The organism is Vogesella perlucida, from assembly GCF_979366545.1.
In genome coordinates, this window is the sequence record NZ_CEETRO010000001.1 from 450384 (window position 1) to 474073 (window position 23690).

Here is a 23690-nt window from a genome sequence, read left to right on the forward strand (position 1 = left end):
CAGCGGGCAAAGCGCCACCCTACCCTAGATAAGAATAACTATCAATCACCCAGCACGGACAGCGGCAGCGGCTGGTCGGTCGCGCAGTCGTACAGCAGGTCAGTGACACGCCCGGCGGGCAGGCAGCCGTAGCGCTGCGGCGACACGATCATCAGCAGGCTGTCGTTGGCGGGGCGCGGCAGCCAGCGCTCGCCCTGGCTGATGGTGATGGGCCCCACGCCAAAGCGGCTCAGCATGGGCAGCGAATAACTCCAGGCGTTATAGCGCTGCATGATGCGCGCAAAGTGGCGGTAACCGTAGCTGGTGATTTGCGGGTCCACACCGATGCGGGCAAAGAAAGCCAGCTCGCGCTGGCGCGCTTCTTTTACCTCGGCGGCAAAGCGCTGCCGCGCTTCGGCCTGGCGCTGCGCGGGAAAACGCGCCAGATAGGCAGCGCGCTGGCGATGCGCCTCGTCCATGCCGCCATGAAAGGCCAGCAGCGCGTGATAGCCCAGCTCGCGGTGGCTGGCGGCAGTAAACACGTAGTTGGCGCAGGCCGAGTTGCAATAGCGCGGCACATGCACGCGCAGCCGGTGCTGTGCGACCCACTCGCCCAACGCCAGCCCCAGGTTGAACGTGCCGCCGCTGCTGCTGATTACCAGCGTATGCGGCTTGACCGTGGCGGCGTCGTACAGCGCAAACAGGCGCTGGTTGGCCGCAGCCGACAGCTCGCCGTCGTACACCAGCGCCTCGCCAGTGTAAGAAATCGTTACGCTGGTTTCGCCGCGTGCCGCGCTGGCCAGCAGCGTGGCGCCCAGCACCATGATGATCTTGATGGCCATGCCTGCTCCTCCTGCCTGCACTATACAAGGCCACAAAAAACCCCGCTGCATGGCAGCGGGGCGGGGTGTGGTGGCAATAAAACGGCTTACAGCGGGTGCAACCGCGCGGTGAAGTGGCGCAGGATGGGCGGCTCGTAGTCAAAACCCAGGCCACGGATGCTGCTGGCGCGCTGCTGGATATCGATCAGGCAGTCGGCGATGTAGTCCATGTGGTCGTTGGTGTACACGCGGCGCGGGATGGTCAGGCGCAGCAGCTCGAATGGCGACGGCTCCTGCTCGCCAGTAGCCGGGTTGCGCCCCAGCAGCAGCGAGCCGATTTCCACGCCGCGAATGCCGCCTTCCAGGTACAGCTCGCAGGCCAGCGCGTGCGCGGGGAACTGCCCGGCCGGGATGTGCGGCAGCAGCTTTTTGGCGTCCACAAACACGGCGTGGCCACCGGTGGGCGTCTGGATCGGGATGCCACCGGCGGCCAACCTGTCGCCCAGGTAAGCCACCTGGCCGATACGGTAGGCCAGATAGCCCTCGTCCATGCCTTCTTTCAGGCCCACGGCCAGCGCTGCCATGTCGCGCCCGGCCAGGCCGCCGTAGGTGACAAAGCCTTCCATCGCCACGCAGCGCACCTGCACGCTGCGGAACAGGTCTTCGTCGTTCTTGAAGCAGCACAGCCCGCCGATATTCACCAGCGCGTCCTTTTTGGCCGACATGGTGAACATGTCGCCGTGGCTGAACATCTCGTACACGATGGCTGGTACCGACATGTTGGCGTAGTCGGGGTCGCGCTGCTGGATGAACCAGGCGTTTTCGGCAAAGCGCGCCGCGTCGATGATCACTGGAATACCGTGGCGGCGCGCCAGCGCGGCCGACTCGCGGATGCTGGTCATGCTCACCGGCTGGCCGCCAGCGCTATTGCAGGTCACGGTGATGATCAGGCCGGCCACGTTGGCCGCACCGTGTTCTTCGATCAGCGCGGCCAGGCGCGGCAGGTCGAAATCGCCCTTCCAGTCGTAGGCGGTAGTGGTGTCCAGCGCCTGCGGCGTCAGCACGTTGATGGCGCGTGCGCCGGCAATCTCTACGTGCGCCTTGGTGGTGTCAAAGTGGTAGTTGGACAGGAATACCGGCTGCTGGCTGCCACAGCGCTTTACCAGCTCGGGGAACAGGATCTGCTCGGCACCGCGGCCCTGGTGGGTGGGCATGGTGTGGGCGTAGCCGAATACTTCTTTTACCGTAGCTTCCAGCTCGTAAAAGTTACGGCTGCCGGCGTAGGCTTCGTCGCCCATCATCACGCCAGCCCACTGGCGGTCCGACATGGCGCCGGTGCCGCTGTCGGTCAGCAGGTCGATGTACACGTCTTCACCGCGCAGCAGGAAGGGGTTCCAGCCGGCAGCAGCCAGTGCCTGGCGGCGGTATTCGGGGGTGGTCTGCTTGATGGGTTCTACCATCTTGATGCGGAAAGGTTCGGGAATGCGTCGTGCCATGTTGATGCTCCATGCCTGCGGCCAACCTGGCTGCCGCGCAGCCCCCCACGCGGCATGGCCGTGCGGTGGCGGCGCGGCGGCACACTGCGGGCGCGGCCATAGGGCGCAGCAACGCAGCGTGGCAGGGCCACAGGTGTCAGTTGATTGTTTGGTTTGGCTTTAAAACAGACGGGCAGCCGGGTAGCTGCCAAGGGGCATCAGGCGCGGGGAAAGTCGTTGGCCAGCACAACGTCGAGGTTGTACCAGTTGGGCAGCAGGCTGCGGCAGGCGCTGCTTGCTGCGGGGCAAACTAGCGGTTTCATGCACGTTCTCCAGTGTGTCGGGTGGCCATGCAGGCCACACTGCAGCGTACGCCAGCCGCTCTCCTTCAGCAAGATCTATTAATGCTACACCGCAGCAATTCGATAGTGAAAACCACATAGCTGCGCTGGAATATCCACACTATACAACCATGCATATCAAATAAGTTCCAGCCATTTATTACAATATAACGCCATAAATGTTCAATTTAGCGCATTTTTATATTGCAATAACGCCAAACCATCAGCACAATCCCACCCCCGCCAAAGCCTACCACAGAGAACAAGGGCTGTGCACTTCACTCACCACTAGAGAAAGACCTTCATGTACCGACAACACCCTCGCGGTCTGTACCTGCTGTTTGTGACCGAAATGTGGGAACGCTTCAGCTACTACGGCATGCGCGCCATCTTTGTGCTGTTCATGGTCAAGGCGCTGATGTTCGACAAGGCCTACGCTTCCGAGATTTACGGCAGCTATACCGGCCTGGTGTACTTTGCGCCGCTGCTGGGCGGCTATATTGCCGACCGTTACTGGGGCAACCGCCGCGCCATTGTGTGCGGCGCACTGCTGATGGCCGCCGGCCAGTTCGCCATGTTCTTTGCCGCCACGCTGTACCAGCAACCCGCCACGGCCACCCCGCTGATGTTTGGCGGCCTGGCGCTGCTGATTGCCGGTAACGGCCTGTTCAAACCGAATATCTCGTCCATGGTGGGTCAGCTGTACCCGGCGGGTGACAAGCGTGTGGATTCCGCCTTCACCCTGTTCTACATGGGTATCAACGCCGGCGCGCTGCTGGCGCCGCTGGTGTGCGGCACGCTGGGCGACACCGGCCACCCGGCCGATTTCAAATGGGGCTTTCTGGCGGCCGGTATCGGCATGCTGGTGTCGCTGGCGCTGTTTCTGAGCTTGCGCAACCGCTACCTGGTCACCCCGGAAGGCGCGGCTATCGGCTTGCCGCCCAAGCGCCACCATGACAGCGGCGAAAAGATCCAGCACGCGCCGCTGACGCGCCAGGAAAAAGACCGTCTGGCGGTGATCATGCTGCTGTCGGCGTTCGTGATCTTTTTCTGGTCCGCTTTCGAGCAGGCCGGCGCCTCGCTGACCTTCTTTGCCGAAGAACAAACCAACCGCCAGCTGCTGGGCTGGACGGTACCGGCGTCGTTCTTCCAGAGCATCAACCCGGTGGTGATCGTGGTGTGCGCACCACTGTTTGCCTGGCTGTGGCTGACGCTGGGCAAAAAAGGCCTGGAGCCAAACTCGCCCATGAAAATGGCCATCGGCCTGCTGCTGCTGGCCATCGGCTACCTGATCATTGCGCTGGGTGTGACCGGCCTGGAACCGGGTATGAAAGTAAGCATGCTGTGGCTGATCAGCCTGTACAGCATCCATACCTTTGGCGAGCTGTGCCTGTCGCCTATCGGCCTGTCGCTGGTGGTGAAGTTGTCGCCTGCCCGCTTGGTATCGATGATGATGGGCGTGTGGTTCCTGTCCAGCGCGCTGGCCAACAAGTTTGCCGGCGTGCTGTCCGGCCTGTACCCGGAGCCGGGCAAGCCGCTACCGCAGTTTCTGGGCTACACCGTGGCCAACCTGCACGACTTTTTCATGCTGTTCGTGATCATGGCCGGTAGCGCCGCGCTGGTATTGTTCCTGCTGTCGGGCAAACTGAAGAAGATGATGCACGGCCTGGGCTAAGCCTCTACGCCCACGGCCATGAAAAAAGCCGGTTCGCGCACGCGACCGGCTTTTTTCATGCTGGCGACAGCGCTACAGCACCGGCCACGGCAGGCTGGCTGGCGGGTTGGCCGCCAGATAGTCGGCCAGCGCAGGCTGCGGCCAACGTTCGCCCCACTGCGGCAGGCAGCTAAAGCGATGCACCTCGCCCGCCAGGGTAAAGGCCAGCGCGTAGGCGTGCAGGTAGCCACGGTCGGCGGCGCTGCCGCCGTACAGCGCATCGCCCAGAATGGGTGCGCCCAGCGACTTCATTGCCACGCGCAGCTGGTGGGTTTTGCCGGTGCGCGGACGCAGCACAAACAGGCGCAGGCCGGGCGCCAGGCTGTGGCTGAAAAACTGGGTAACGGCAGGGTTGGCCGCACTTTTGCACAGCTTCCAGGCGCCACCGCGGCCTTTGTCCATATCGCCCTTGATCAGCCCCTGCTTGCGGGCGGGCTTGGTATCGGACAGCGCGAGGTAATATTTTTCCACCTCGCGCCCGGCAAAGGCCGCGCCCAGCTCGGCGGCGGCGGCCTGGCTGCGCGCCACCACGATCAGGCCGCTGGTGATGCGGTCCAGCCGGTGTACCGGCCACAGGGCGTCGTCTTGCAGGCCGTCGCGCAGGGCATCCATCAGGCCCGGTGCGTCGTCTTCGCGGTGAAAGCTGACGCCAGGGGCTTTATGAATCACGTAAAACTGCGGATGGGCATGAACGAGCTGGTAGGCAGACATGGCGGGCTTTCGGTAAAGAGGCGCGCATTGTAGGGCAAAGCCGTGCCCGCCCCAAGCAGGCCGGGCCGGCGCTCAGCCTGCCTTGGCCTGCGGCCCCGGCCATTCCAGATTGAGAAAATCCGGCTCCATGCCGGCGATGTGGTAACCCATTTCGGCATAAAAAGCCCGCACGGGTTTGTCGTCGCGCAGGCAGCTTAGCGTGACGCGGCCACGGCTAAGATCATGCAGGTGTGCCAGCACGCGCCGCCCCATGCCCTGGCGACGCCAGGCATCCAGCACCACCAGCAGGTGTACGTGCAGGCCGTAATCGCGGCGCGACATGCTCACCAGCGCCACCTCCTGGCCCTGGTGCCGGTACCAGAACAGCGTACCGGCGGTAAAGCTCTGCTCGAAGCCTTGCCGTTGCAACACCGGGTCCCACCCGGCGCAGCGGCTCAGCTTGCCCTGCATGCCAGTGCAATAGATGTCGTACGCTCGCAGCTTATCCAGCGCGGTGAGCGGCACCAGGCCCTCTTTCATGCCGTGCCTGCCTGCTGCATGCGCTGCTCTGCCTCCAGGCGCATCTGCTTGCGGATTTCAGCTTCGCGAAAGCGTTTTTTGTGGGTGTCGCTCTCCAGCGCCAGCGGCGGTACCGGCATGGCTTTGCCATCGGCCCAGGCCACCATGGTGAAGTAGCAGCTATTGGTGTGGCGCACGGTGCGCTGCTGGATGTTCTCTGCCACCACCTTGATGCCGACTTCCATCGAGGTGCGGCCAACGTGGTTCACGCTGGCCAGAAAGGTGACCATTTCGCCCACGTGGATGGGCTGCTTGAACAGTACCTGGTCTACCGATAGCGTCACCACGTAGCAGCCGGCGTAGCGGCTGGCGCAGGCATAGGCGACTTGGTCCAAGAGTTTCAGCAGCACGCCGCCGTGGACGTTGCCGGAAAAGTTGGCCATGTCTGGCGTCATCAGTACCGACATGGTGAGCTCGCGCTGGTTAACAGAGTGTTCAGTCATTGCAACGTATTCCTTTTTCATTCTTCTAGCATGGCGGCGTACAATCGCCGTCCCCCCTTGATACCAGCCAGATACCATGTCATCCCTGTCACGGCTCTTTCATTATGCCCGCCAATACCGGCGCGATGCCTATCTTGCCTCGGCATTTTCTGCCATCAACAAGTTTTTCGACATCCTGCCCGAGGTGTTGATCGGCGTGGCAGTGGATGTGGTGGTCAGCAAGCAGGATTCTTTCCTGGCCCGCTTGGGCATTACCGACAGCTTTGAGCAGCTTGTGTGGCTGGGCGGGCTAACGGTGCTGATCTGGGCCGGTGAATCGTTATTCGAATACCTGTACCAGCTGCGCTGGCGCAACCTGGCGCAAAACCTGCAGCACGTGCTGCGGCTGGACGCCTACGACCACGTACAAAAGCTGCCACTGTCCTACTTTGAAGACAAGCGCACCGGCAGCCTGATGTCCATCCTGAATGATGACATCAACCAGATGGAACGCTTTCTGAACGGTGGCGCCAACAGCATTATCCAGGTGGTGTGTTCCTCCATTATGGTCGGTGCCGTGTTCTTTTACCTGGCACCGCAGCTGGCCATGCTGGCGCTGTTTCCGGTGCCGCTGATCCTGGTGGGCACGTTCTGGTTCCAGAAGCGTATTGCCCCGCGTTACAGCGCAGTGCGTGAAGCCGCCGGGGTGATTAACGGCCGCCTCAGCAACAACCTGCTGGGCATAGCCACCATCAAGGCGTTTACCGCCGAAGCGTTCGAAGCCGAGCATATCCGCCAGGCCAGCGAGCACTACCGCCAGGCCAACGCCGACGCCATCCGCCTGTCGTCCGCCATTATTCCGGTGATCCGCATGGCCATTCTGGCCGGCTTTGTGGTCACGCTGGTGTACGGCGGCTGGCTGGCCCTGCAGGGCGATATCGGTGTTGGCAGCTACTCGATGCTGGTGTACCTCACGCAGCGGCTGCTGTGGCCGCTGGTGGGGCTAGCCGATATTGCCGACCTGTACCAGCGCTCGATGACGGCCATCGACCGTGTGCTTGACGTGCTCTCCACACCCGTCTCGATACCGTACGATGGCAAAGCGCTGCCAACCGGCACAGTATCCGGCAGCCTGGCTTTCGAAAACCTGTCATTCGGCTACGGCGACCTTACTGTGCTGCACAACGTGTCGCTCACCATACCCGCCGGGCGCACGGTGGCCTTTGTCGGCGCCACCGGCTCGGGCAAAAGCACACTGGTCAAGCTGCTGCTGCGCTTTTACGACGCACAGGCCGGGGCGATACGGCTGGATGGCCATGATATCCGCGAGCTATCGCTTACCGACCTGCGCCGGCAGATTGGCTATGTCAGCCAGGATGTGTTCCTGACCGACGGCAGCGTGGCCGACAATATCGCCTACGGCATGGGCCAGCCTGGCCGCAGTGCCATCGAGGCCGCCGCCCGCGCCGCCGAGGCGCACGAGTTCATTGCCCGACTGCCACAGGGCTACGATACGCAGATAGGCGAGCGCGGCCAGAAGCTGTCTGGCGGCCAGCGCCAGCGCCTGGCCTTGGCACGCGCCATCCTGAAAGACCCGCGCATCCTGATACTGGACGAAGCCACCAGCGCGGTAGACAACGAAACCGAAGCCGCCATCCAGCGCTCGCTGGATGTGGTGTCGCGCGGGCGCACCACCCTGGTGATTGCCCACCGCTTGTCCACCGTACGCCACGCCGACTGCATCCACGTGATGGAACAAGGCCAGATCGTAGAGTCGGGCACGCATGCGCTGCTACTGGCGCAAAACGGCAGCTACGCCGCGCTGTGGCGCCTGCAAACGGGCGAGCGCGACGCGTAAACCCGCACGTATCAGCACACGGCCTGCCAGCAATAGCAGGCCGTTTTTTATGGTCTATGCTTATAGACAACAGCCGAGTAACTGAGAGACATGAGCATAAGCGCCCCCTCTGCGGCCAACTACGGTAGCGCCTACAGCAATACAGCCAGCCCGGCCGGCAGCACCAGCCGCGGCCAGCCCGGTACGGCTGCGTTGAGCGAAGAAGAAGAAAAGCAGGTAGAAAAGCTGAAAGCGCGCGATAGCGAAGTGCGTGCCCACGAACAGGCACATATGGCGGCGGCTGGCGGTGTGAGTGTGAGCGGCCCCAGCTACAGCTACCAGCAGGGCCCGGATGGCAAACGCTATGCCGTAGGCGGCAACGTCAGCATCGATGTCAGCCCGGGGCGCACGCCGGAAGACACCCTGCGCAAGGCACAGGCCATACAGCGTGCGGCACTGGCCCCGGCCGAGCCATCCGGCCAGGACCAGGCTGTGGCCGCACAAGCGCGCCAGATGGCCCTGCAAGCCATGGCCGAACAGGCTGCGGCCCGCCAGGCAGGCAACAACATAGAGAAAACCTACCAGCCGCAAGACAGCACGGCCCCCGCCCTGCAAGGTCGCGGCATTGATACACAGGCATGACACCATGCATCACTACCTTTACCTGCTACGCCCCACCCGCCCCGACATGCTGCGCGCCGGTTTGAGCGACCACGAGGCAGAGTGCATCAGCAAACACACCTGCTACCTGGACGACCTGTGCCTGGCCGGCAAGGTCACGCTGTTTGGCCGCACCACAGCCGACAACGCCCAAGCCTTTGCCATGGTGCTGATCATGACCGGCATCGAGAGCGAGGCCCGCGCCATCATGCAGGCCGACCCGGTGGTGGCCGGTGGCGTGATGGTGCCCGAGCTGTATCCGTTCCGGGTCACCGGCATGCGCGGCATGAAGGTGTAGGCGCTACAACCAGCGCCGCACCCGGCGGCAGTACGCGGCATAGCGGCTGCCAAAGCGCGCCAACAGTGCCTGCTCTTCCGGGGCAATCTGGAAACGGTTTAGCCACAGCACAAACAGCAGTGGCCCGGCCAGTGCCTGCCACTGCCCCAGCCACACGGCCCATGCCAGCAAAAGACACAGCATGCCCAGATACATGGGGTTGCGGCTAAAGCGGTAAAAACCGTCTACCACCAGTGTGCTGCTACGCTGCGGCTGCAGTGGGCTGATGCTGGTACGCCGCCGTACGAAAGCCCACACCGCGCTACCTTCCAGCAGTACCGCCACTAGCAGCAGTGCCAGGATCAGCACCGTGCGTAGTACGGTTGGCAGCGCTAGCGGCCACTGCGGCCAACGCGCCGCCAGCTGCGCCATACCCCAGCCGCACAGCAGCGCCAGTAGCGGTGGCGGGATGCGGCACTCCAGCCAGCGCATCATGTTTTTTCTCCCACCCGCGCCAGACGCAGGCCATTAAATATCACTAGCAGGCTGGCACCGACGTCGGCAAACACCGCCATCCACAGCGTGGCAAAACCCGCCAGCGCCAGGATAAAGAACACCAGCTTGATGCCCAACGCCAGCACGATATTGGCGCGCAGCACGGCGATGCTGCGCCGGGCGTGGGCAAACAGCTGCGGCAGCTTGTCCAGGCGGTCTTCCATCAGCGCCACCTGCGCCGTTTCCAGTGCGGTATCCGACCCGGCCGCGCCCATGGCGATACCCAGCTCGGCCTGCGCCAACGCCGGTGCATCATTCACCCCATCGCCCACCATGGCCACTGGCCCCTGCTGCGCCAGGCGGCGGATATGCGCCAGCTTGTCGTCGGGTAGCAGGCCGCCCAGTGCCTCGCTAATGCCCACCTGCGCTGCCGTGCGGCCAACTACCGCCTGCTGGTCGCCGGACAACACCGTCAGCTGGATGCCCAGGCGCTGCAGCTGCGCTACGGCGGCCTGCGCGTCCGGTCGCAGCGCGTCGGCCACCAGCAGCAGGGCTTGCGGTACGCCGTTACGGCACAGCCACATCTCGCCCATGCCTGCCGGTACTTGCGCCTCCAGCGCGGCCACATCGGCCCCTAGCCGGGCCAGCAGGCGGCGGTTACCCAGCGCCCAGCTGTGCCCGTCCAGCTGCGCCATCACCCCTTCGCCTGTGGTTTCCTGTAGCTGGCTGGCCGCCAGTAGCGGCGTATCGCCGGCGGCCTGCAGTACGGCCCGCGCCAGCGGGTGAGTGGAATGTGCCTCCAGGCTGGCAGCGTGCTGCAGCACGCTATGGCGGCTGATACCTTGCTGCAGCAGCAGGATGTCTTCTACTACCGGCTGGCCACGGGTCAGGGTGCCGGTCTTGTCCAGTGCCAGGTAGCGGATGCGGGCAGCGGCCTCTAGCGCGGCGCCGCCTTTTACCAGCATGCCGCGACGCGCCGCCGACGACAGCGCCGACACCAGCGTGACCGGCGTGGCGATGACCAGGGCGCAGGGGCAGGCAATCACCAGCAGCACCAGCGCCTGGTACAGCGCATCCTGCCAGCTCATCCAGCCGGCCAGCGGCAGGCCCACGGCCAACAGTGCCGCTACGGCCACCACAATGGGGGTGTACACCGCGGCAAAGCGGTCGATGAAGCGCTGGGTGGCGGCTTTGCCCGCCTGGGCATCGCGCACGCTGCGGATAATGCGCGCCAGCACGCTGCCATCGGCGGCAGCCGTGACCTGTACCAGCACCAGCCCCTGGCCGTTGATGGCACCGGCAAACACGGCGTCGCCCTCGGCCTTGTCCAGCGGCAGGCTTTCGCCGGTAATGGGCGCCTCGTTAAAGTCGCTGCGGCCGCTCACGATCACGCCATCCAGCGGTACGCGCTCGCCGGGGCGTACCCGTACCACGCGGCCAACTTGCAAGCTATCGCTGGGTACGGCCTGCCACTGGCCACCTTGCTCTACCCAGGCGGTGTCTGGCTTGAGCGCCATCAGGCTACGTACCGCTTCACCGGCACGGGCCAGCGACATGGCTTCCAGCTTTTCCGATAGCGCAAACAGGAACAGCACCATCGCGGCCTCGGGCCACTGCTGTAGCACCATGGCGCCGACCACGGCCAGGCTCATCAAAAAGTAGATATTGAGCGTGCGCAGCTTCAGCGCGTACCAGCCTTTGCGCGCCGTGCTGCGCCCGCCAGCCAGCATCGACGCGATAGCCAGCGCCGCCACCCACCAAGCGCTGTCGCTGGCACCCGCCAGCACCACCCCTTCGGCGGCAGCGGCCAGCAGGCCCGCCAGCCATAGTTGGCCGCGGCTTTCGCCAGCGGGCGGTGTGGCGGCAGGGGTATCGGTATGCTCTAGCAGCCGGCCTGGCATGCCGGTGCTGGCTAGCGCGGCCTGCAGCTGCGCCAGGCTGGCATCGCGCTGGTGCACGGTGATGGTGCGTTCGATGTAGTTGAAATCCACGCGCAGCACGCCGGGTACCGCTGCTAATACCTTGTCCACCAAGCGCCCTTCGGTGGGGCAATCCATGGCGGGGATGGCGAGCCGCCAGGCGCTGCTCCCAGCCGGTGCGTCGCCCGCTACCGGCGCCGCCGTGAGCGTGCTGCTGCAGGCGTCGCCACTGCAGCATGCGGCCTGGTCGTGGCTGTGGTCGTGGTCGTGGTCGTGGTCGTGGTCGTGGTCGTGGTCGGCAGGATGCATCGTCACGTCAGGGCGTGCACCGGCGATGGTCAGGGGGATGATCTTGCTGCCAGGTTTGGGTTGGTACAGGGCCATGCTGGTCTCCACAGAAGCTTGCTTGTGCTATTGCAAACCCTGTAGCTACTATAAGGTCAAGCGCCCCAAAGGAGAAAGATGATGCAAATCGGCGAATTGGCAAAACGCACCGGCTGCGAAAGCGAAACCATCCGCTATTACGAACGCGAAGGCTTGCTGCCGGCACCGGCGCGTAGCAGCAGCGGCTACCGCCGTTACGAACAGCCACATCTGGAACAGCTGGCGTTTATCCTGCACTGCCGCTCGCTGGGTATGCCACTGGCCGATATCCGCCTGCTGGCCGGCTTTCACCAGCAACCGGCCGCCGAGCCGTGCGACCGCGTGAACGCGCTGATCGACCAGCAAATCAGCCGCGTGCACAGCCAGATCGAAGCCCTGCAAAAGCTGGAGATACAGCTGCAACAGCTGCGTGCCCGCTGCGATAGCCCGCATACGCTGGCAGACTGCGGCATTCTGAAAACGCTGGATGATGCGGCCACGGGCGAGGCCTGCGCCTGCCACGATGCGTCGTAGCCAGGTTGGCCGCACAACACGCTGTACAAAACAGACAGGCAAAAAAAAGCCGGCTTGATAGCCGGCCGAACAACGCTCGTAAGGGGAAAACAGAGGATTCACCTCGTACACAATCCCCGGATGTACGAGGCACCAGATAATCCTGAACCAGCACTAGGCTGGTGCCTGTACCAAAAGTGGCAAAGCCACCTGTGGCAAACAGCGGGTGTTTCGCAGCTGCGGCGGGAGGAGAATCCTTGGCAGCCTCAAGCGGTCAACACCTGCTGTGTTTACGAGCCACAACACAACACAGAGAGTGATTCGGAGTATACGTAGGTTTATTACATTCTAAAAATGAATTAAAATTATCAAAACTATTCTTTTTTGGAATGACAATGGACATCAAGGCGCTGCGCTATTTTGCCGAGCTGGTACGCCAGCAAAACTTCACCCGGGCCGCCGAGGCGCTGTTTGTCACCCAGCCCACCATCAGCAAGATGGTGAAGCAGCTGGAAGACGAACTGGGCACGCCACTGTTGATACGCGAAGGCAAAAGCTTTCAGCTGACCGACGCCGGGCGGGTAGTCTACCTGCGCGGGCAAGACGTGCTGGCCGCGCAGCTGCGCCTGAAAAACGCGCTGGCTGACCTGGCCTCGCTAGCCCGTGGCGAGCTGGTGGTGGGCCTGCCGCCCATGGCTGGTGGTGCTTTCTTTGCCCCGGTGGTGGGGGCGTTTCGCGACCGTTACCCCGGCGTAGAGCTGAAAATGGTGGAAGACGGCGCCCTGGCGATTGAAAGCAGCATCCGCTCGGGCAACCTGGAAATCGGCGCGGCCGTGCTACCGGTAGACCACCACATCTTCAACAGCCTAAGCCTGGTACGCGACCGCTTGTGCCTGGTGGCCCCGGCCGGCAGCCCCTGGCATGGCCGCGCCATGCTGACCCTGCCCGACGTGGCCGACCAGCCCATCGTGTTTTACCCCGAGGACTTCTCGCTCACCACACGCATCAGCGATGCTTTCCGCATGATGGGAAAAAACATCAACATTGCCGGACGCAGCGCACACTGGGATTTTATCGTTGCCATGGTGGAAGCTAGACTGGGCATTGCCCTGCTGCCCCAAGCCATTGCCAGCCAGCTGGAGCCGCACCGCTTCGACGTGATCCCCATTGATGATGAGCGCATCATCTGGCACATCGGCCTGATCTGGAAGAAAGACAGCTATCTTTCCCACGCAGCCCGGGCCTGGATCACCCTGACCCGTGAACTGCTACTGGATAGCCACCATGCCAGCCCGCCTTAAACTGTTTTTGCTAGGCCTGCTCATCGGGGCAAGCTGCCACGCCAACCCGGTACTGATCAACTACCCCATCCTGCCCACGAAGGGCGACCCGCAGCTGCACTACATGCTGTCCCTGCTGAAACTGGCTTGTGGCAAAGCGGGTGCCACCTGCCTGCTGCGCCCTGGCCCGGCCATGGTACAAGGCAGGGCCATCATGGAGCTGCAACGCAAACAGAGCCGCATCGATGTGATGTGGACTATGACCAACCGCGAGCGCGAACGCCTGCTGCTCCCCATCCGCATCCCGCTGTACAAGGGCCTGATAGGCTGGCGGGTCGCCCTGTTGCCTCCAGGCAAAGCCCACCTGCTGGCCGAGGTGAACAGCCTGAAAACCCTGGCCAGGTTTACTGCCGGCCAGGAACACGACTGGCCGGACACCACCATCCTGCAAGCCGCCGGCCTGCCGGTAGTTAGCACGCCGGACTACGAGCCGCTGTTCACCATGCTGGCCAAACACCGCTTTGACTACTTTCCCCGCAGTGTCATCGAGATCCAGAACGAACAGCGCACGCATGCCGATCTGCGCCTGGAAATAGACCAGCACATCCTGCTGCACTACCCTACCGCGTTTTACTTTTTTGTCACCCCCAACCGCCCGAAGCTGGCGCAGATGATCCGCCAGGGGCTGGAGCTGGCCATCAGCGACGGCAGCTTCGACACGCTGTTCCAGCAGCACAACGGCAGTACCCTGCGCGCCCTGCAGCTGGACAAACGCCAGATCATTCACCTGGCCAACCCCTTGCTGCCGCCAGAAACGCCGCTAGAGCGCAAAAACCTGTGGTATCAGCCGTAGAGGTTGGCCGCAGGCAATAAAAAACGCCACCGCATGCGGTGGCGTTGTGCTGTTCTGGCGAGGCAGAAAGCTTAGATCATGCCCTTGCTTTTCAGCAGTTCGAACATGGTCTTGCCGATTTCGGCCGGGCTGCGGGTGTAGGCGATGCCTGCACGCTCGAAAGCCTTGAACTTCTCTTCGGCAGTACCTTTGCCGCCAGAGATGATGGCGCCAGCGTGGCCCATGCGTTTGCCTTTTGGTGCAGTCACACCAGCGATGTAACCTACCACCGGCTTGGTCACGTACTGTTTGGCAAACTCGGCAGCTTCTTCTTCTGCGGAGCCACCGATTTCACCGATCATCACGATCGCGTCGGTATCCGGGTCATCCTGGAACAGACGCAGCGCGTCGATGTGGCTGGTACCCGGGATAGGGTCGCCGCCGATACCGATGCAAGTGGACTGGCCCAGACCCAGCGCAGTGGTTTGTGCCACAGCTTCGTAAGTCAGGGTGCCGGAACGGGACACGATACCGATGCGGCCCGGGTTGTGGATGTGCCACGGCATGATGCCGATCTTGCACTCGCCCGGGGTGATGATACCTGGGCAGTTCGGGCCGATCAGGCGGATGCCGGCTTCGTCTACGGCTTTTTTCACGTACAGCATGTCCAGGGTAGGCACGCCTTCGGTGATGCACACGATCAGCTTAACGCCGCTTTCTACCGCTTCCAGGATGGAATCCTTGGCGAAAGCTGCAGGTACGTAGATCACCGAAGCGTCAGCCTGGGTTTCACGTACAGCGTCTTTCATGGTGTTGAACACCGGCAGGCCCAGGTGCTCGCTGCCACCTTTGCCCGGGGTAACACCGCCAACCACCTTGGTGCCTACTTTCAGCGCCTGTTCGGCGTGGAAAGTACCGTTTTTGCCGGTGAAGCCTTGCACCAGCACTTTCGTATCTTTGTTTACCAATACGCTCATTTTGAAATCCTTATGCGGTGCAGGTGATTACAGGGCGGCAACAGCAGCAACGATCTTCTCGGCTGCGTCGTTCAGGCCCTGGGCGGAGGTCAGTTTCAGACCGGAATCGTCCAGGATCTTGGCACCCAGCTCGGCGTTGTTGCCTTCCAGGCGCACAACTACCGGTACGGTCACGTTCACTTCTTTAACGGCAGCGATAATCGCTTCGGCGATCATGTCGCAGCGTACGATGCCGCCGAAGATGTTGATCAGCACGCCTTGTACCGAGGTATCAGCCAGAATCAGCTTGAACGCTTCGATCACGCGCTCTTTGGTTGCGCCGCCGCCCACGTCCAGGAAGTTGGCCGGTTGACCGCCCTTCAGCTTGATGATGTCCATGGTAGCCATGGCCAGACCGGCGCCGTTCACCATGCAGCCGATGTTGCCTTCCAGCGCTACGTAGTTCAGGTCGAACTCGGAAGCTTTCACTTCGCGTTCGTTTTCCTGCGACTTGTCGCGTTGGGCCAGCAGGGCCGGGTGACGGTACAGGGCGTTGGAGTCCAGGTTGATCTTGCCGTCTACGCAAGCCAGTTCGCCGTTTTCGCGCAGTGCCAGCGGGTTCACTTCGAACAGGGCAAAGTCGTTTTCAACGAAAGCGTTGTAAGCACCCAGCATCAGTTTGCTGAACGCAGCGATCTGCGAACCGGACAGGCCCAGGGCGAAGGCCGCGTCGCGGGTCTGGAACGGCTGCATGCCTACCAGCGGGTCCACTTCGATCTTGATGATCTTTTCCGGAGTTTCTTCGGCTACTTTTTCGATCTCCACGCCGCCTTCGGTGGACACCATGAATACCACGCGCTGGGAACCGCGATCTACCACGGCGCCCAGGTACAGTTCGCGCTGTACCGGGTACATGTCTTCACATACCAGCACGCTGTTTACCGGCTGGCCGGCTGCGTCGGTCTGATAGGTTACCAGGTTGGTACCGATCAGGGTTTTGGCTACTTCGGCAGCTTCTTCGCGGGTTTTCACCACTTTTACGCCACCGGCTTTGCCGCGGCCACCAGCGTGGACCTGGGCTTTTACAACGGCAAATTTACCGCCCAACTGGTCGTAGGCAGCAGCGGCTTCTTCCGGTGTGGTGGCCAGAATGCCTTTTTGCACCGGCAGGCCGTATTTGGCCAACAGCTCTTTCGCTTGGTATTCGTGCAGGTTCATTAAGTTTCCTTTCGGGTGGATAGTTGGCTGGCTTTGCGGCCAACCTTGCTATGCCTGAGATGTCGCGATTGTACCGCCTGGACTACAAGCAGTGTGTTCTATCGATATCGGCAACAAAACCATAGAGGCAGCGGGCCGGCACTTTACCCTGAAAGTGCCCTGCCTGCTGCCTGTTCTTTTAGCCGTGCAGGGCGCGCTTGTCAGCGGCCAGGGCGGCTTCGTGTACCACTTCGGACAGGCTCGGGTGGGCATGGACAATGCGTGCCAGGTCTTCGCTGGCGGCTTTGAATTCCATGGATACCACGCCTTCGGTCACCAGCTCGGACACCATCGGGCCGATCATGTGCAAGCCCAGGATACGGTCGGTCTTGGCGCACGCCAGGATCTTCACGGTACCTTGTGCCTGGCCCAGACCCAGCGCACGGCCGTTGGCCGCAAAACCGGAGGTGCCTTTCTTGTACTCGATGCCTTCTGCCTTCAGCTGCTCTTCGGTCTTGCCGACCCAAGCGATTTCCGGGCTGGTGTAGATCACCCACGGAATCACGCCAAAGTCTACGTGCGGCTTCTGGCCGGCGATACGCTCGGCCACGGCCACGCCCTCTTCCGACGCTTTGTGCGCCAGCATCGGGCCGCGCACCACATCACCAATCGCCCATACGTTTGGCAGGTTGGTGTGGCAGTGGTCGTCTACCACGATGAAACCGCGGTCGTCCATTTGCAGGTTCACGTTGGCACCACCCAGGCCCTGGGTGTTCGGCACGCGGCCGATGGACACGATCAGCTTGTCGAACTCGGCTTTCACGGCTTCGCCGTTCAGCTCGTAGTTCACCACCACGCCGTTGTCAGCCTTGGTGATCTCGCCAATTTTCACGCCCAGCTTGATATCCAGGCCGGTGTCTTTGGTGAGGGTCTTGAAGGCTTCCTTGGCGATTTGCTGGTCGGCAGCGCCCAGGAAAGTCGGTGCGGCTTCCAGAATGGTGACGTCGGCGCCCAGGCGCTTCCATACCGAACCCATTTCCAGGCCGATCACACCGGCACCGATCACGCCCAGGCGTGCCGGTACAGCGGTCAGCGCCAGCGCGCCTTCGTTGTCCAGTACGATCTGGTTGTCGGTAGCCAGGCCAGGCAGCTGGCGCGGGCTGGAGCCGGTAGCGATGATGACGTGGGTAGCTTCCAGCGTATCCACCACGGCGCCGTTATCGGCAACCTCGATCACCCATTTTTCGTTCTGGCGGGCTTTCAGCGTGGCCAGACCGTGGATGTTGGCGACCTTGTTCTTTTTGAACAGGAAGCTGATACCACCGGCGTTCTTGGTGATGATGTCGTTCTTGCGGGCCAGCATTTTGGCCACGTCCATCTGCGCGCCTTCTACGCTGATACCGTGCTTGGCAAAGTCGTGCTGTACGGCGTGGAAGTTTTCCGACGACTGCAGCAGGGCTTTGGACGGGATGCAGCCTACGTTCAGGCAGGTACCACCCAGCGAAGGTTTGCCTTCCGGGTTTTTAGTAGCGTCTACGCAAGCGGTATTGAAGCCCAGCTGGGCTGCACGAATGGCAGCTACATAGCCGCCAGGGCCGCCGCCGATCACTACTACGTCGAATTGTTGGGACATGGTGTTCTCTATCCTGTAGCAAGTTGGCCGCATGCGGCCAGCTTGCCAGTTCGTCGTGAATGGCGGATGACAGGCTGCGCCAGCCCCCGCCTGCGGTGATTACAGATCCAGGATCAGGCGAGCCGGATCTTCGATGGCGTCCTTGATGGCAACCAGCGACAGCACGGCTTCGCGGCCGTCGATGATGCGGTGGTCGTAGGACTGCGCCAGATACATCATCGGGCGTACCACAACCTGGCCGTTTTCTACCACAGCGCGCTCTTTGGTAGCGTGCATGCCCAGAATGGCGGATTGCGGCGGGTTGATGATCGGGGTGGACATCATGGAGCCGAAGGTACCGCCGTTGGAGATGGTGTAGGTACCGCCAGTCAGCTCGTCAACGGTCAGCTTGCCTTCCTGGGCGCGCTTGCCGAAGTCGGCGATCTGTTTTTCGATGTCGGCCAGCGACAGCTGGTCGGCGTTACGGATAACCGGCACCACCAGGCCACGCGGGCTGCCTACTGCCACGCCGATATCGAAGTAGCCGTGATAGATGATGTTGTTGCCATCTACCGACGCGTTCACGATCGGGTATTTCTTCAGTGCGGCAACGGCGGCTTTCACAAAGAAGCCCATGAAGCCCAGCTTCACGCCGTGCTCTTTTTCGAACTTGTCTTTGTATTTGTTGCGCAGGTCCATCAGCGGCTTCATGTTCACTTCGTTGAAAGTGGTCAGAATCGCGTTGGTTTGCTGCGACATTACCAGGCGCTCGGCGACGCGCTGGCGCAGGCGGGACATCGGCACGCTCTGCTCCGGGCGACCGGAAGTCAGCGCGGCAGCGTTGACAGCCGGGGTGGACGCCAGGGCCACGCCAGCGGACGGTGCGGCAGCGGCGATCACCGGGCCGGACTGGGCCGGCGCAGCAGCCGGTTTGGCAGCGGCTACGTCTTCTTTCAGGATGCGGCCATCACGGCCGGTACCGGCTACATCAGCCAGGTTCACGCCGGTTTCGGCGGCCAGTTTGGCAGCGGAAGGCATGGCAGCGCCGCCGGTAGCAGCAGCTTGTACCGGGGCGGCAGCCGGGGCAGCAGCTGGCGCTGCAGCAGCAGGTGCAGACGCACCTGCGGTGGCTTCGGTATCGATGTGGGCAATCAGCTGGCCGGAGGTCACGGTAGCGCCATCCTGCTCGATGATTTTCACGATCACGCCTGCCAGTGGGGCTGGCAGTTCCAGTACCACTTTGTCTGTTTCCAGATCGATCAGGTTTTCATCGCGGGCAACAGCCTGGCCGACTTGCTTGTGCCAGGTCATCAGGGTGGCTTCGGACACGGATTCCGGGAGCTGGGGGACTTTGACTTCGATAATGGCCATTGTTCTTCTCCGTTGTGGGGCGGCTTGCTGCCGCCCCGTTCTTTTGTGCAGGTGTTATTTGTTGAGCGAAAACGCTTCTTCGACGAAGGACTTGAGCTGGGCAACGTGCTTGCTCATATAGCCCACGGCTGGGGAGGCCGACGACGGACGACCGGCAAACTCCAGCGTCTGCTTGGCTTGCAGCAGGCCTTCCAGGCGGTGGCGGATCTGATACCAGGCACCCTGGTTACGCGGCTCTTCCTGTACCCACAGCAGCTCTTTCACGTGCGAGAACTGCGCCAGTTCGGCTTGCAGCAGCTCGGTCGGGAATGGATACAGCTGTTCGATACGGATGATGGCCACGTCTTCTTCCATGCCACGCTCTTTGCGGCCGTTGACCAGGTCGTAGTACACCTGGCCAGCGCACAGCAGCACGCGCTTCACCTTTTTCGGGTCCTGGATGCTGGCATCGCCGATCACCGGGCGGAAAGAGCCCTGGGTGATGGTTTCGATCGGGCTCATCGAGTCTTTGTAGCGCAGCAGGCGCTTGGACAGGAAGATCACCAGCGGCTTGCGATACGGGCGCAGTACCTGGCGACGCAGCATGTGGAACATCTGCGCAGCTTCGGACGGCATCACGATCTGCATATTGTGCTCGGCGCACAGCTGCAGCCAGCGTTCCAGACGCGCGGAGGAGTGCTCCGGGCCTTGGCCATCGTAGCCGTGCGGCAGGATGGTAGTCAGGCCGCACAGACGGCCCCACTTGGTTTCGCCAGAGGAGATGAACTGGTCAATGGCCACTTGGGCACCGTTGGCGAAGTCGCCGAACTGGGCTTCCCAGATGACCAGCTGGTCCGGGGCGGAGCACGCATAGCCATACTCGTAAGCCAGTACCGCTTCTTCGTTCAGGATCGAGTCGATCACACGGAAGTCGGCCTGGTTTTCGCTCATATTGGCCAGCGGGATGTAGGTGCCTTGGTCCCACTTTTCACGGTTCTGGTCGTGCAGTACTGCATGACGGTGCGAGAAGGTGCCGCGGCCCGAGTCTTCACCGGAGATGCGTACGGCGTAGCCGTTGGTCACCAGGCTGGCGTAGGCCAGGGTTTCTGCCATACCCCAGTCCAGCGGCTGCTCGCCGCGCGCCATGGCCTGGCGGGCTTCGATAACGCGCTTCACGGTAGGGTGCGGCTTGAAGTCGGCCGGTACGTGGGTGAACTTCTCTGCCAGACGCTGTACGTCGGCTTGCTGCAGGCTGGTATCGGTAGGGTGTGCCCAGTGGGTACCCTGATACTGGCTCCAGTCCAGCGCGTGTTCGCGACGGTAGTTGGACAGCACGGTCTGCTCGACGTGCTCGCCCTTGTCCAGCGCATCACGGTAGGCACGAATCAGGTCGTCAGCGGCTTCGGCCTTCAGTACACCTTCGGCGACCAAACGCTGGGCGTACATGGCGCGCACACCGGCGTGCTTGGCGATGCGCTTGTACATCATCGGCTGGGTCAGGAACGGATCGTCGCCTTCGTTGTGGCCCAGTTTGCGGTAGCACACCAGGTCGATAACCACGTCCTTCTTGAACTGCATGCGGTATTCCAGCGCTGCCTGCATCACGTAGCAGACGGCTTCCGGATCGTCACCGTTCACGTGGAAGATCGGTGCTTCGATCATCTTGGCCACGTCGGTACAGTACAGGGTGGAACGCATGTCGCGGGTGTCGGAGGTGGTAAAGCCTACCTGGTTGTTGATCACCAGGTGGATGGTACCGCCGGTACGATAGCCACGGGTTTGCGACAGGTTGAAGGTGCCCTGGTTCACGCCCAGGCCGGCAAACGCGGAGTCACCGTGAATCAGCAGCGGCACCACCGATTTGCCTTCCACGTCGTTGCGGCGCTCCTGGCGGGCGCGCACGGAACCTTCTACTACCGGGTTCACGATTTCGAGGTGGGACGGGTTAAACGCCAGCGATACGTGCATCGGGCCGTTGGCGGTAGGAATATCGGACGAGAAGCCCATGTGGTACTTCACGTCGCCCGAGGCCAGCTCTTGCGCTGCCTTGCCTTCGAACTCGGCAAACAGGTCACGTGGCAGCTTGCCCAGGGTGTTCACCAGCACGTTCAGGCGGCCACGGTGGGCCATGCCGATGATCAGCTCTTCTACGCCGTAGGCGCTACCGTTCTGGATCAGGTGGTCCAGTGCGGCGATGGCGGATTCGCCACCTTCCAGCGAGAAGCGCTTCTGGCCTACATAGCGGGTATGCAGGTAGCGTTCCAGTGTTTCTGCAGCAGTGATCTGCTTCAGGATGCGTTGTTTTTTCTCTGCGTTGTAACGCGGGGTGGACAGGTCGCCTTCAAAGCGCTTCTGTACCCAGTGTTTTTCTTCAGAGGTGGTGATGTGCATGTATTCCACGCCCACATTGCCGCCGTAGGTCTGTTTCAGACGGGCGAGAATGTCGGACAGTGGCAGCTTTTGCGGGGCAACCAGCGAGCCTACATTGAACTGCACAGCCATATCGGCATCGGACAGGCCATGTTGAGCCGGGTCCAGCTCACGCATGGTCGCCTGGTCCATACGCTTGAGCGGGTCCAGGTTAGCCTGGCGGGAACCCAGTACGCGCCAAGCCGAAATCAGCTTCAGTACGCCTACCTGCTTTTGCATGGACTCCCAGTTGGCCACATCGCTGCTGCGCTGGCCAGCCAGCGGCTTCTTGGCCAGCTGGATGAACGACTCCTGGATAGGCTGATGCGCTACGTCGCGCTCTGCCGCACCCGGTGCCATTGCCAGCTTATCGAAGTAATCCCGCCATTCCGCCGGAACCACGTTCGGATCAGCGAGATACTGTTCGTACAGTTCCTCGATGAACGGTGCATTTCCACCAAACAGGTGGGAATGACTGTACATGGATTGCATCATTATTCGACCCTTTTGTCTGCGTTGCTGCTTTGCAAAAACCGTTTTGACAAAAAGAGCTGTGTGGACACGGCGTCACACACGCCTCTTTTTGACAGAACGCTCTTCACCGCAAAAAGGTTGGCCGCATAGCGGCCAACCTTTTGCTAGCGATTAACGCTGATCCTGCGGGATGTAGTCGCGGCGCTGGGCACCGGTGTACAGCTGACGCGGACGGCCGATCTTCATTGCCGGGTCGGCAATCATTTCAGCCCAGTGGGAGATCCAGCCCACGGTACGTGCCAAGGCAAAGATCGGGGTGAACATGGATACCGGAATACCGATAGCCGACAGCACGATACCGGAGTAGAAGTCTACGTTCGGGTACAGCTTGCGCTCGATGAAGTACGGGTCTTCCAGGGCGATTTTTTCCAGCGCCATGGCCAGTTTGAACTTCGGATCGTTGTGCAGGCCCAGCTCGTTCAGCACTTCGTCGCAGGTCTCTTTCATGATGGCTGCGCGCGGGTCCATGTTCTTGTACACGCGGTGACCAAAACCCATCAGTTTGTGGGTCTTGTTCTTCACGCCTTCCATGAACGCCGGTACGTTTTCTACCGAACCGATTTCGTCCAGCATCTTCAGCACAGCCTCGTTCGCGCCACCGTGGGACGGGCCCCACAGGCAGGCGATACCGGCGGCGATACATGCGAACGGGTTGGCACCGGAGGAGCCAGCCAGACGTACGGTAGAAGTAGACGCGTTCTGCTCGTGGTCGGCGTGCAGGGTGAAGATGCGATCCAGGGCCAGGGCCAGGGTCTTGTTCACCTTGTACTCTTCGCACGGGGTAGAGAACATCATGTGCAGGAAGTTCTCGGCGTAGGTCAGGCCGTTTTTCGGGTAGGAGAACGGCAGACCCTTGTTGTAGCGGTACGCCTGGGCGGCAATGTTCGGCAGCTTGGCGATCAGGCGGTGTGCCGAGATCTTGCGGTGTTCCGGGTTATTGATGTCCAGCGAGTCGTGGTAGAAGGCAGACAGCGCGCCAACCACACCCACCATCACAGCCATCGGGTGTGCATCACGACGGAAGCCTTTGAACAGGCTCATCAGCTGGTCGTGCAGCATGTTGTGACGCATGATGCCGCGCTCGAATACCTTGCGCTCTTCTGCGGTAGGCAGTTCGCCGTTCAGCAGCAGGTAGCACACTTCCAGGTAGTCGCTCTTCTCGGCCAACTGTTCGATCGGGTAACCACGGTAGTACAGCTGACCCAGGTCACCATCGATAAAGGTGATTTGCGACTCGCAGCTGGCGGTAGCCAGGAAGCCGGGGTCAAAGGTGAACATACCGGTTTTGGAGAACGAACGGATATCGACTACGTCCGGACCCAGGGTACCTTTCAGTACCGGCATCTCCAGATTGTCTTTACCGTCGTTGTAGGTGAGCGTCACTTTACGATTGTTTTCCACAGCAATACTCCCAGTTCAGTTTGTGGTCGTTGTA

The 23690-nt window shown here is 61.8% G+C and carries 20 protein-coding genes; 7 read left to right on the forward strand and 13 right to left on the reverse strand.

The features are described from left to right. Positions 1–41 precede the first annotated feature (41 nt). Together ACZ9XP_RS02170 and ACZ9XP_RS02175 are read right to left on the reverse strand one after the other, a co-directional pair. A complete protein-coding gene (locus tag ACZ9XP_RS02170) occupies positions 42–821 on the reverse strand; it encodes a hypothetical protein (RefSeq protein WP_147684378.1) in 780 nt (259 codons plus the stop codon). An 86-nt stretch (positions 822–907) separates the two neighbouring features. Continuing rightward, entirely contained in the window at positions 908–2296 is a 1389-nt protein-coding gene (locus ACZ9XP_RS02175) for a tryptophanase (RefSeq protein WP_465187908.1), read from the reverse strand. A 624-nt stretch (positions 2297–2920) separates the two neighbouring features. On the opposite strand from ACZ9XP_RS02175, the gene ACZ9XP_RS02180 reads away from it, so the two are divergent. Next, on the forward strand, positions 2921–4291 hold the full coding sequence (locus tag ACZ9XP_RS02180) for a peptide MFS transporter (protein ID WP_465187909.1): 1371 nt from the start codon (positions 2921–2923) through the stop codon (positions 4289–4291). 72 nt (positions 4292–4363) lie between these two features. On the opposite strand, the gene ACZ9XP_RS02185 is transcribed toward ACZ9XP_RS02180, so the two are convergent. The 3 genes from ACZ9XP_RS02185 to ACZ9XP_RS02195 all read right to left on the reverse strand — a co-directional run bounded on the left by ACZ9XP_RS02185 (position 4364) and on the right by ACZ9XP_RS02195 (position 6042). Next, complete coding sequence (locus ACZ9XP_RS02185; protein WP_465187910.1) at positions 4364–5041, reverse strand: TIGR01621 family pseudouridine synthase; 678 nt, start codon at positions 5039–5041, stop codon at positions 4364–4366. Between the two features lie 72 nt (positions 5042–5113). Further along, on the reverse strand, positions 5114–5560 hold the full coding sequence (locus tag ACZ9XP_RS02190; RefSeq protein ID WP_438697274.1) for a GNAT family N-acetyltransferase: 447 nt from the start codon (positions 5558–5560) through the stop codon (positions 5114–5116). Continuing rightward, on the reverse strand, positions 5557–6042 hold the full coding sequence (locus tag ACZ9XP_RS02195; protein WP_147684389.1) for an acyl-CoA thioesterase: 486 nt from the start codon (positions 6040–6042) through the stop codon (positions 5557–5559). The genes ACZ9XP_RS02190 and ACZ9XP_RS02195 overlap by 4 nt, the downstream gene beginning before the upstream one ends. A gap of 76 nt (positions 6043–6118) precedes the next feature. Here ACZ9XP_RS02195 and ACZ9XP_RS02200 point away from each other — a divergent pair, with 76 nt between their 5' ends. The 3 genes from ACZ9XP_RS02200 to ACZ9XP_RS02210 all read left to right on the forward strand — a co-directional run bounded on the left by ACZ9XP_RS02200 (position 6119) and on the right by ACZ9XP_RS02210 (position 8816). Further along, positions 6119–7879 (forward strand): ABC transporter ATP-binding protein, encoded by a 1761-nt coding sequence (locus ACZ9XP_RS02200; protein ID WP_465187911.1) that lies wholly within the window; start codon positions 6119–6121, stop codon positions 7877–7879. Between the two features lie 90 nt (positions 7880–7969). After that, entirely contained in the window at positions 7970–8500 is a 531-nt protein-coding gene (locus ACZ9XP_RS02205) for a putative metalloprotease CJM1_0395 family protein (RefSeq protein WP_147684394.1), read from the forward strand. A 4-nt stretch (positions 8501–8504) separates the two neighbouring features. Continuing rightward, positions 8505–8816 carry a hypothetical protein gene (locus tag ACZ9XP_RS02210; protein ID WP_147684396.1) on the forward strand — a complete coding sequence of 104 codons (312 nt, stop codon included), beginning with the start codon at positions 8505–8507 and terminating at the stop codon, positions 8814–8816. 3 nt (positions 8817–8819) lie between these two features. Here the strand turns inward: ACZ9XP_RS02210 and ACZ9XP_RS02215 are convergent, their stop codons facing one another. Both ACZ9XP_RS02215 and ACZ9XP_RS02220 read right to left on the reverse strand, forming a co-directional pair. Continuing rightward, entirely contained in the window at positions 8820–9290 is a 471-nt protein-coding gene (locus tag ACZ9XP_RS02215) for a methyltransferase family protein (protein WP_465187912.1), read from the reverse strand. Further along, positions 9287–11593, reverse strand: a complete 2307-nt coding sequence (locus ACZ9XP_RS02220; RefSeq protein WP_465187913.1) for a heavy metal translocating P-type ATPase — start codon at positions 11591–11593, stop codon at positions 9287–9289. Before ACZ9XP_RS02220 ends, ACZ9XP_RS02215 begins: the two co-directional genes overlap by 4 nt. An 81-nt stretch (positions 11594–11674) precedes the next feature. On the opposite strand from ACZ9XP_RS02220, the gene cadR reads away from it, so the two are divergent. From cadR to ACZ9XP_RS02235, 3 genes are all read left to right on the forward strand, one after another. Next, positions 11675–12106 carry a Cd(II)/Pb(II)-responsive transcriptional regulator gene (gene cadR, locus ACZ9XP_RS02225; RefSeq protein ID WP_147684400.1) on the forward strand — a complete coding sequence of 144 codons (432 nt, stop codon included), beginning with the start codon at positions 11675–11677 and terminating at the stop codon, positions 12104–12106. Positions 12107–12480: 374 nt separating this feature from the next. Next, positions 12481–13386 carry a LysR family transcriptional regulator gene (locus ACZ9XP_RS02230; protein ID WP_147684403.1) on the forward strand — a complete coding sequence of 302 codons (906 nt, stop codon included), beginning with the start codon at positions 12481–12483 and terminating at the stop codon, positions 13384–13386. Beyond that, positions 13370–14218 (forward strand): hypothetical protein, encoded by an 849-nt coding sequence (locus ACZ9XP_RS02235; protein WP_438698733.1) that lies wholly within the window; start codon positions 13370–13372, stop codon positions 14216–14218. The genes ACZ9XP_RS02230 and ACZ9XP_RS02235 overlap by 17 nt, the downstream gene beginning before the upstream one ends. A 71-nt stretch (positions 14219–14289) precedes the next feature. On the opposite strand, the gene sucD is transcribed toward ACZ9XP_RS02235, so the two are convergent. The 6 genes from sucD to gltA all read right to left on the reverse strand — a co-directional run bounded on the left by sucD (position 14290) and on the right by gltA (position 23656). Continuing rightward, a complete protein-coding gene (gene sucD, locus ACZ9XP_RS02240) occupies positions 14290–15174 on the reverse strand; it encodes a succinate--CoA ligase subunit alpha (RefSeq protein WP_017506953.1) in 885 nt (294 codons plus the stop codon). A 27-nt stretch (positions 15175–15201) separates the two neighbouring features. After that, entirely contained in the window at positions 15202–16371 is a 1170-nt protein-coding gene (gene sucC / locus ACZ9XP_RS02245) for an ADP-forming succinate--CoA ligase subunit beta (RefSeq protein ID WP_017506952.1), read from the reverse strand. Between the two features lie 178 nt (positions 16372–16549). Then, a complete protein-coding gene (gene lpdA, locus ACZ9XP_RS02250) occupies positions 16550–17983 on the reverse strand; it encodes a dihydrolipoyl dehydrogenase (RefSeq protein WP_147684405.1) in 1434 nt (477 codons plus the stop codon). Between the two features lie 99 nt (positions 17984–18082). Next, positions 18083–19333 (reverse strand): 2-oxoglutarate dehydrogenase complex dihydrolipoyllysine-residue succinyltransferase, encoded by a 1251-nt coding sequence (gene odhB / locus ACZ9XP_RS02255; protein WP_438697612.1) that lies wholly within the window; start codon positions 19331–19333, stop codon positions 18083–18085. Positions 19334–19387: 54 nt separating this feature from the next. Beyond that, positions 19388–22216, reverse strand: a complete 2829-nt coding sequence (locus tag ACZ9XP_RS02260; protein ID WP_147684409.1) for a 2-oxoglutarate dehydrogenase E1 component — start codon at positions 22214–22216, stop codon at positions 19388–19390. A gap of 150 nt (positions 22217–22366) precedes the next feature. After that, positions 22367–23656, reverse strand: a complete 1290-nt coding sequence (gene gltA / locus ACZ9XP_RS02265; RefSeq protein ID WP_147684412.1) for a citrate synthase — start codon at positions 23654–23656, stop codon at positions 22367–22369. Positions 23657–23690 lie beyond the last annotated feature (34 nt).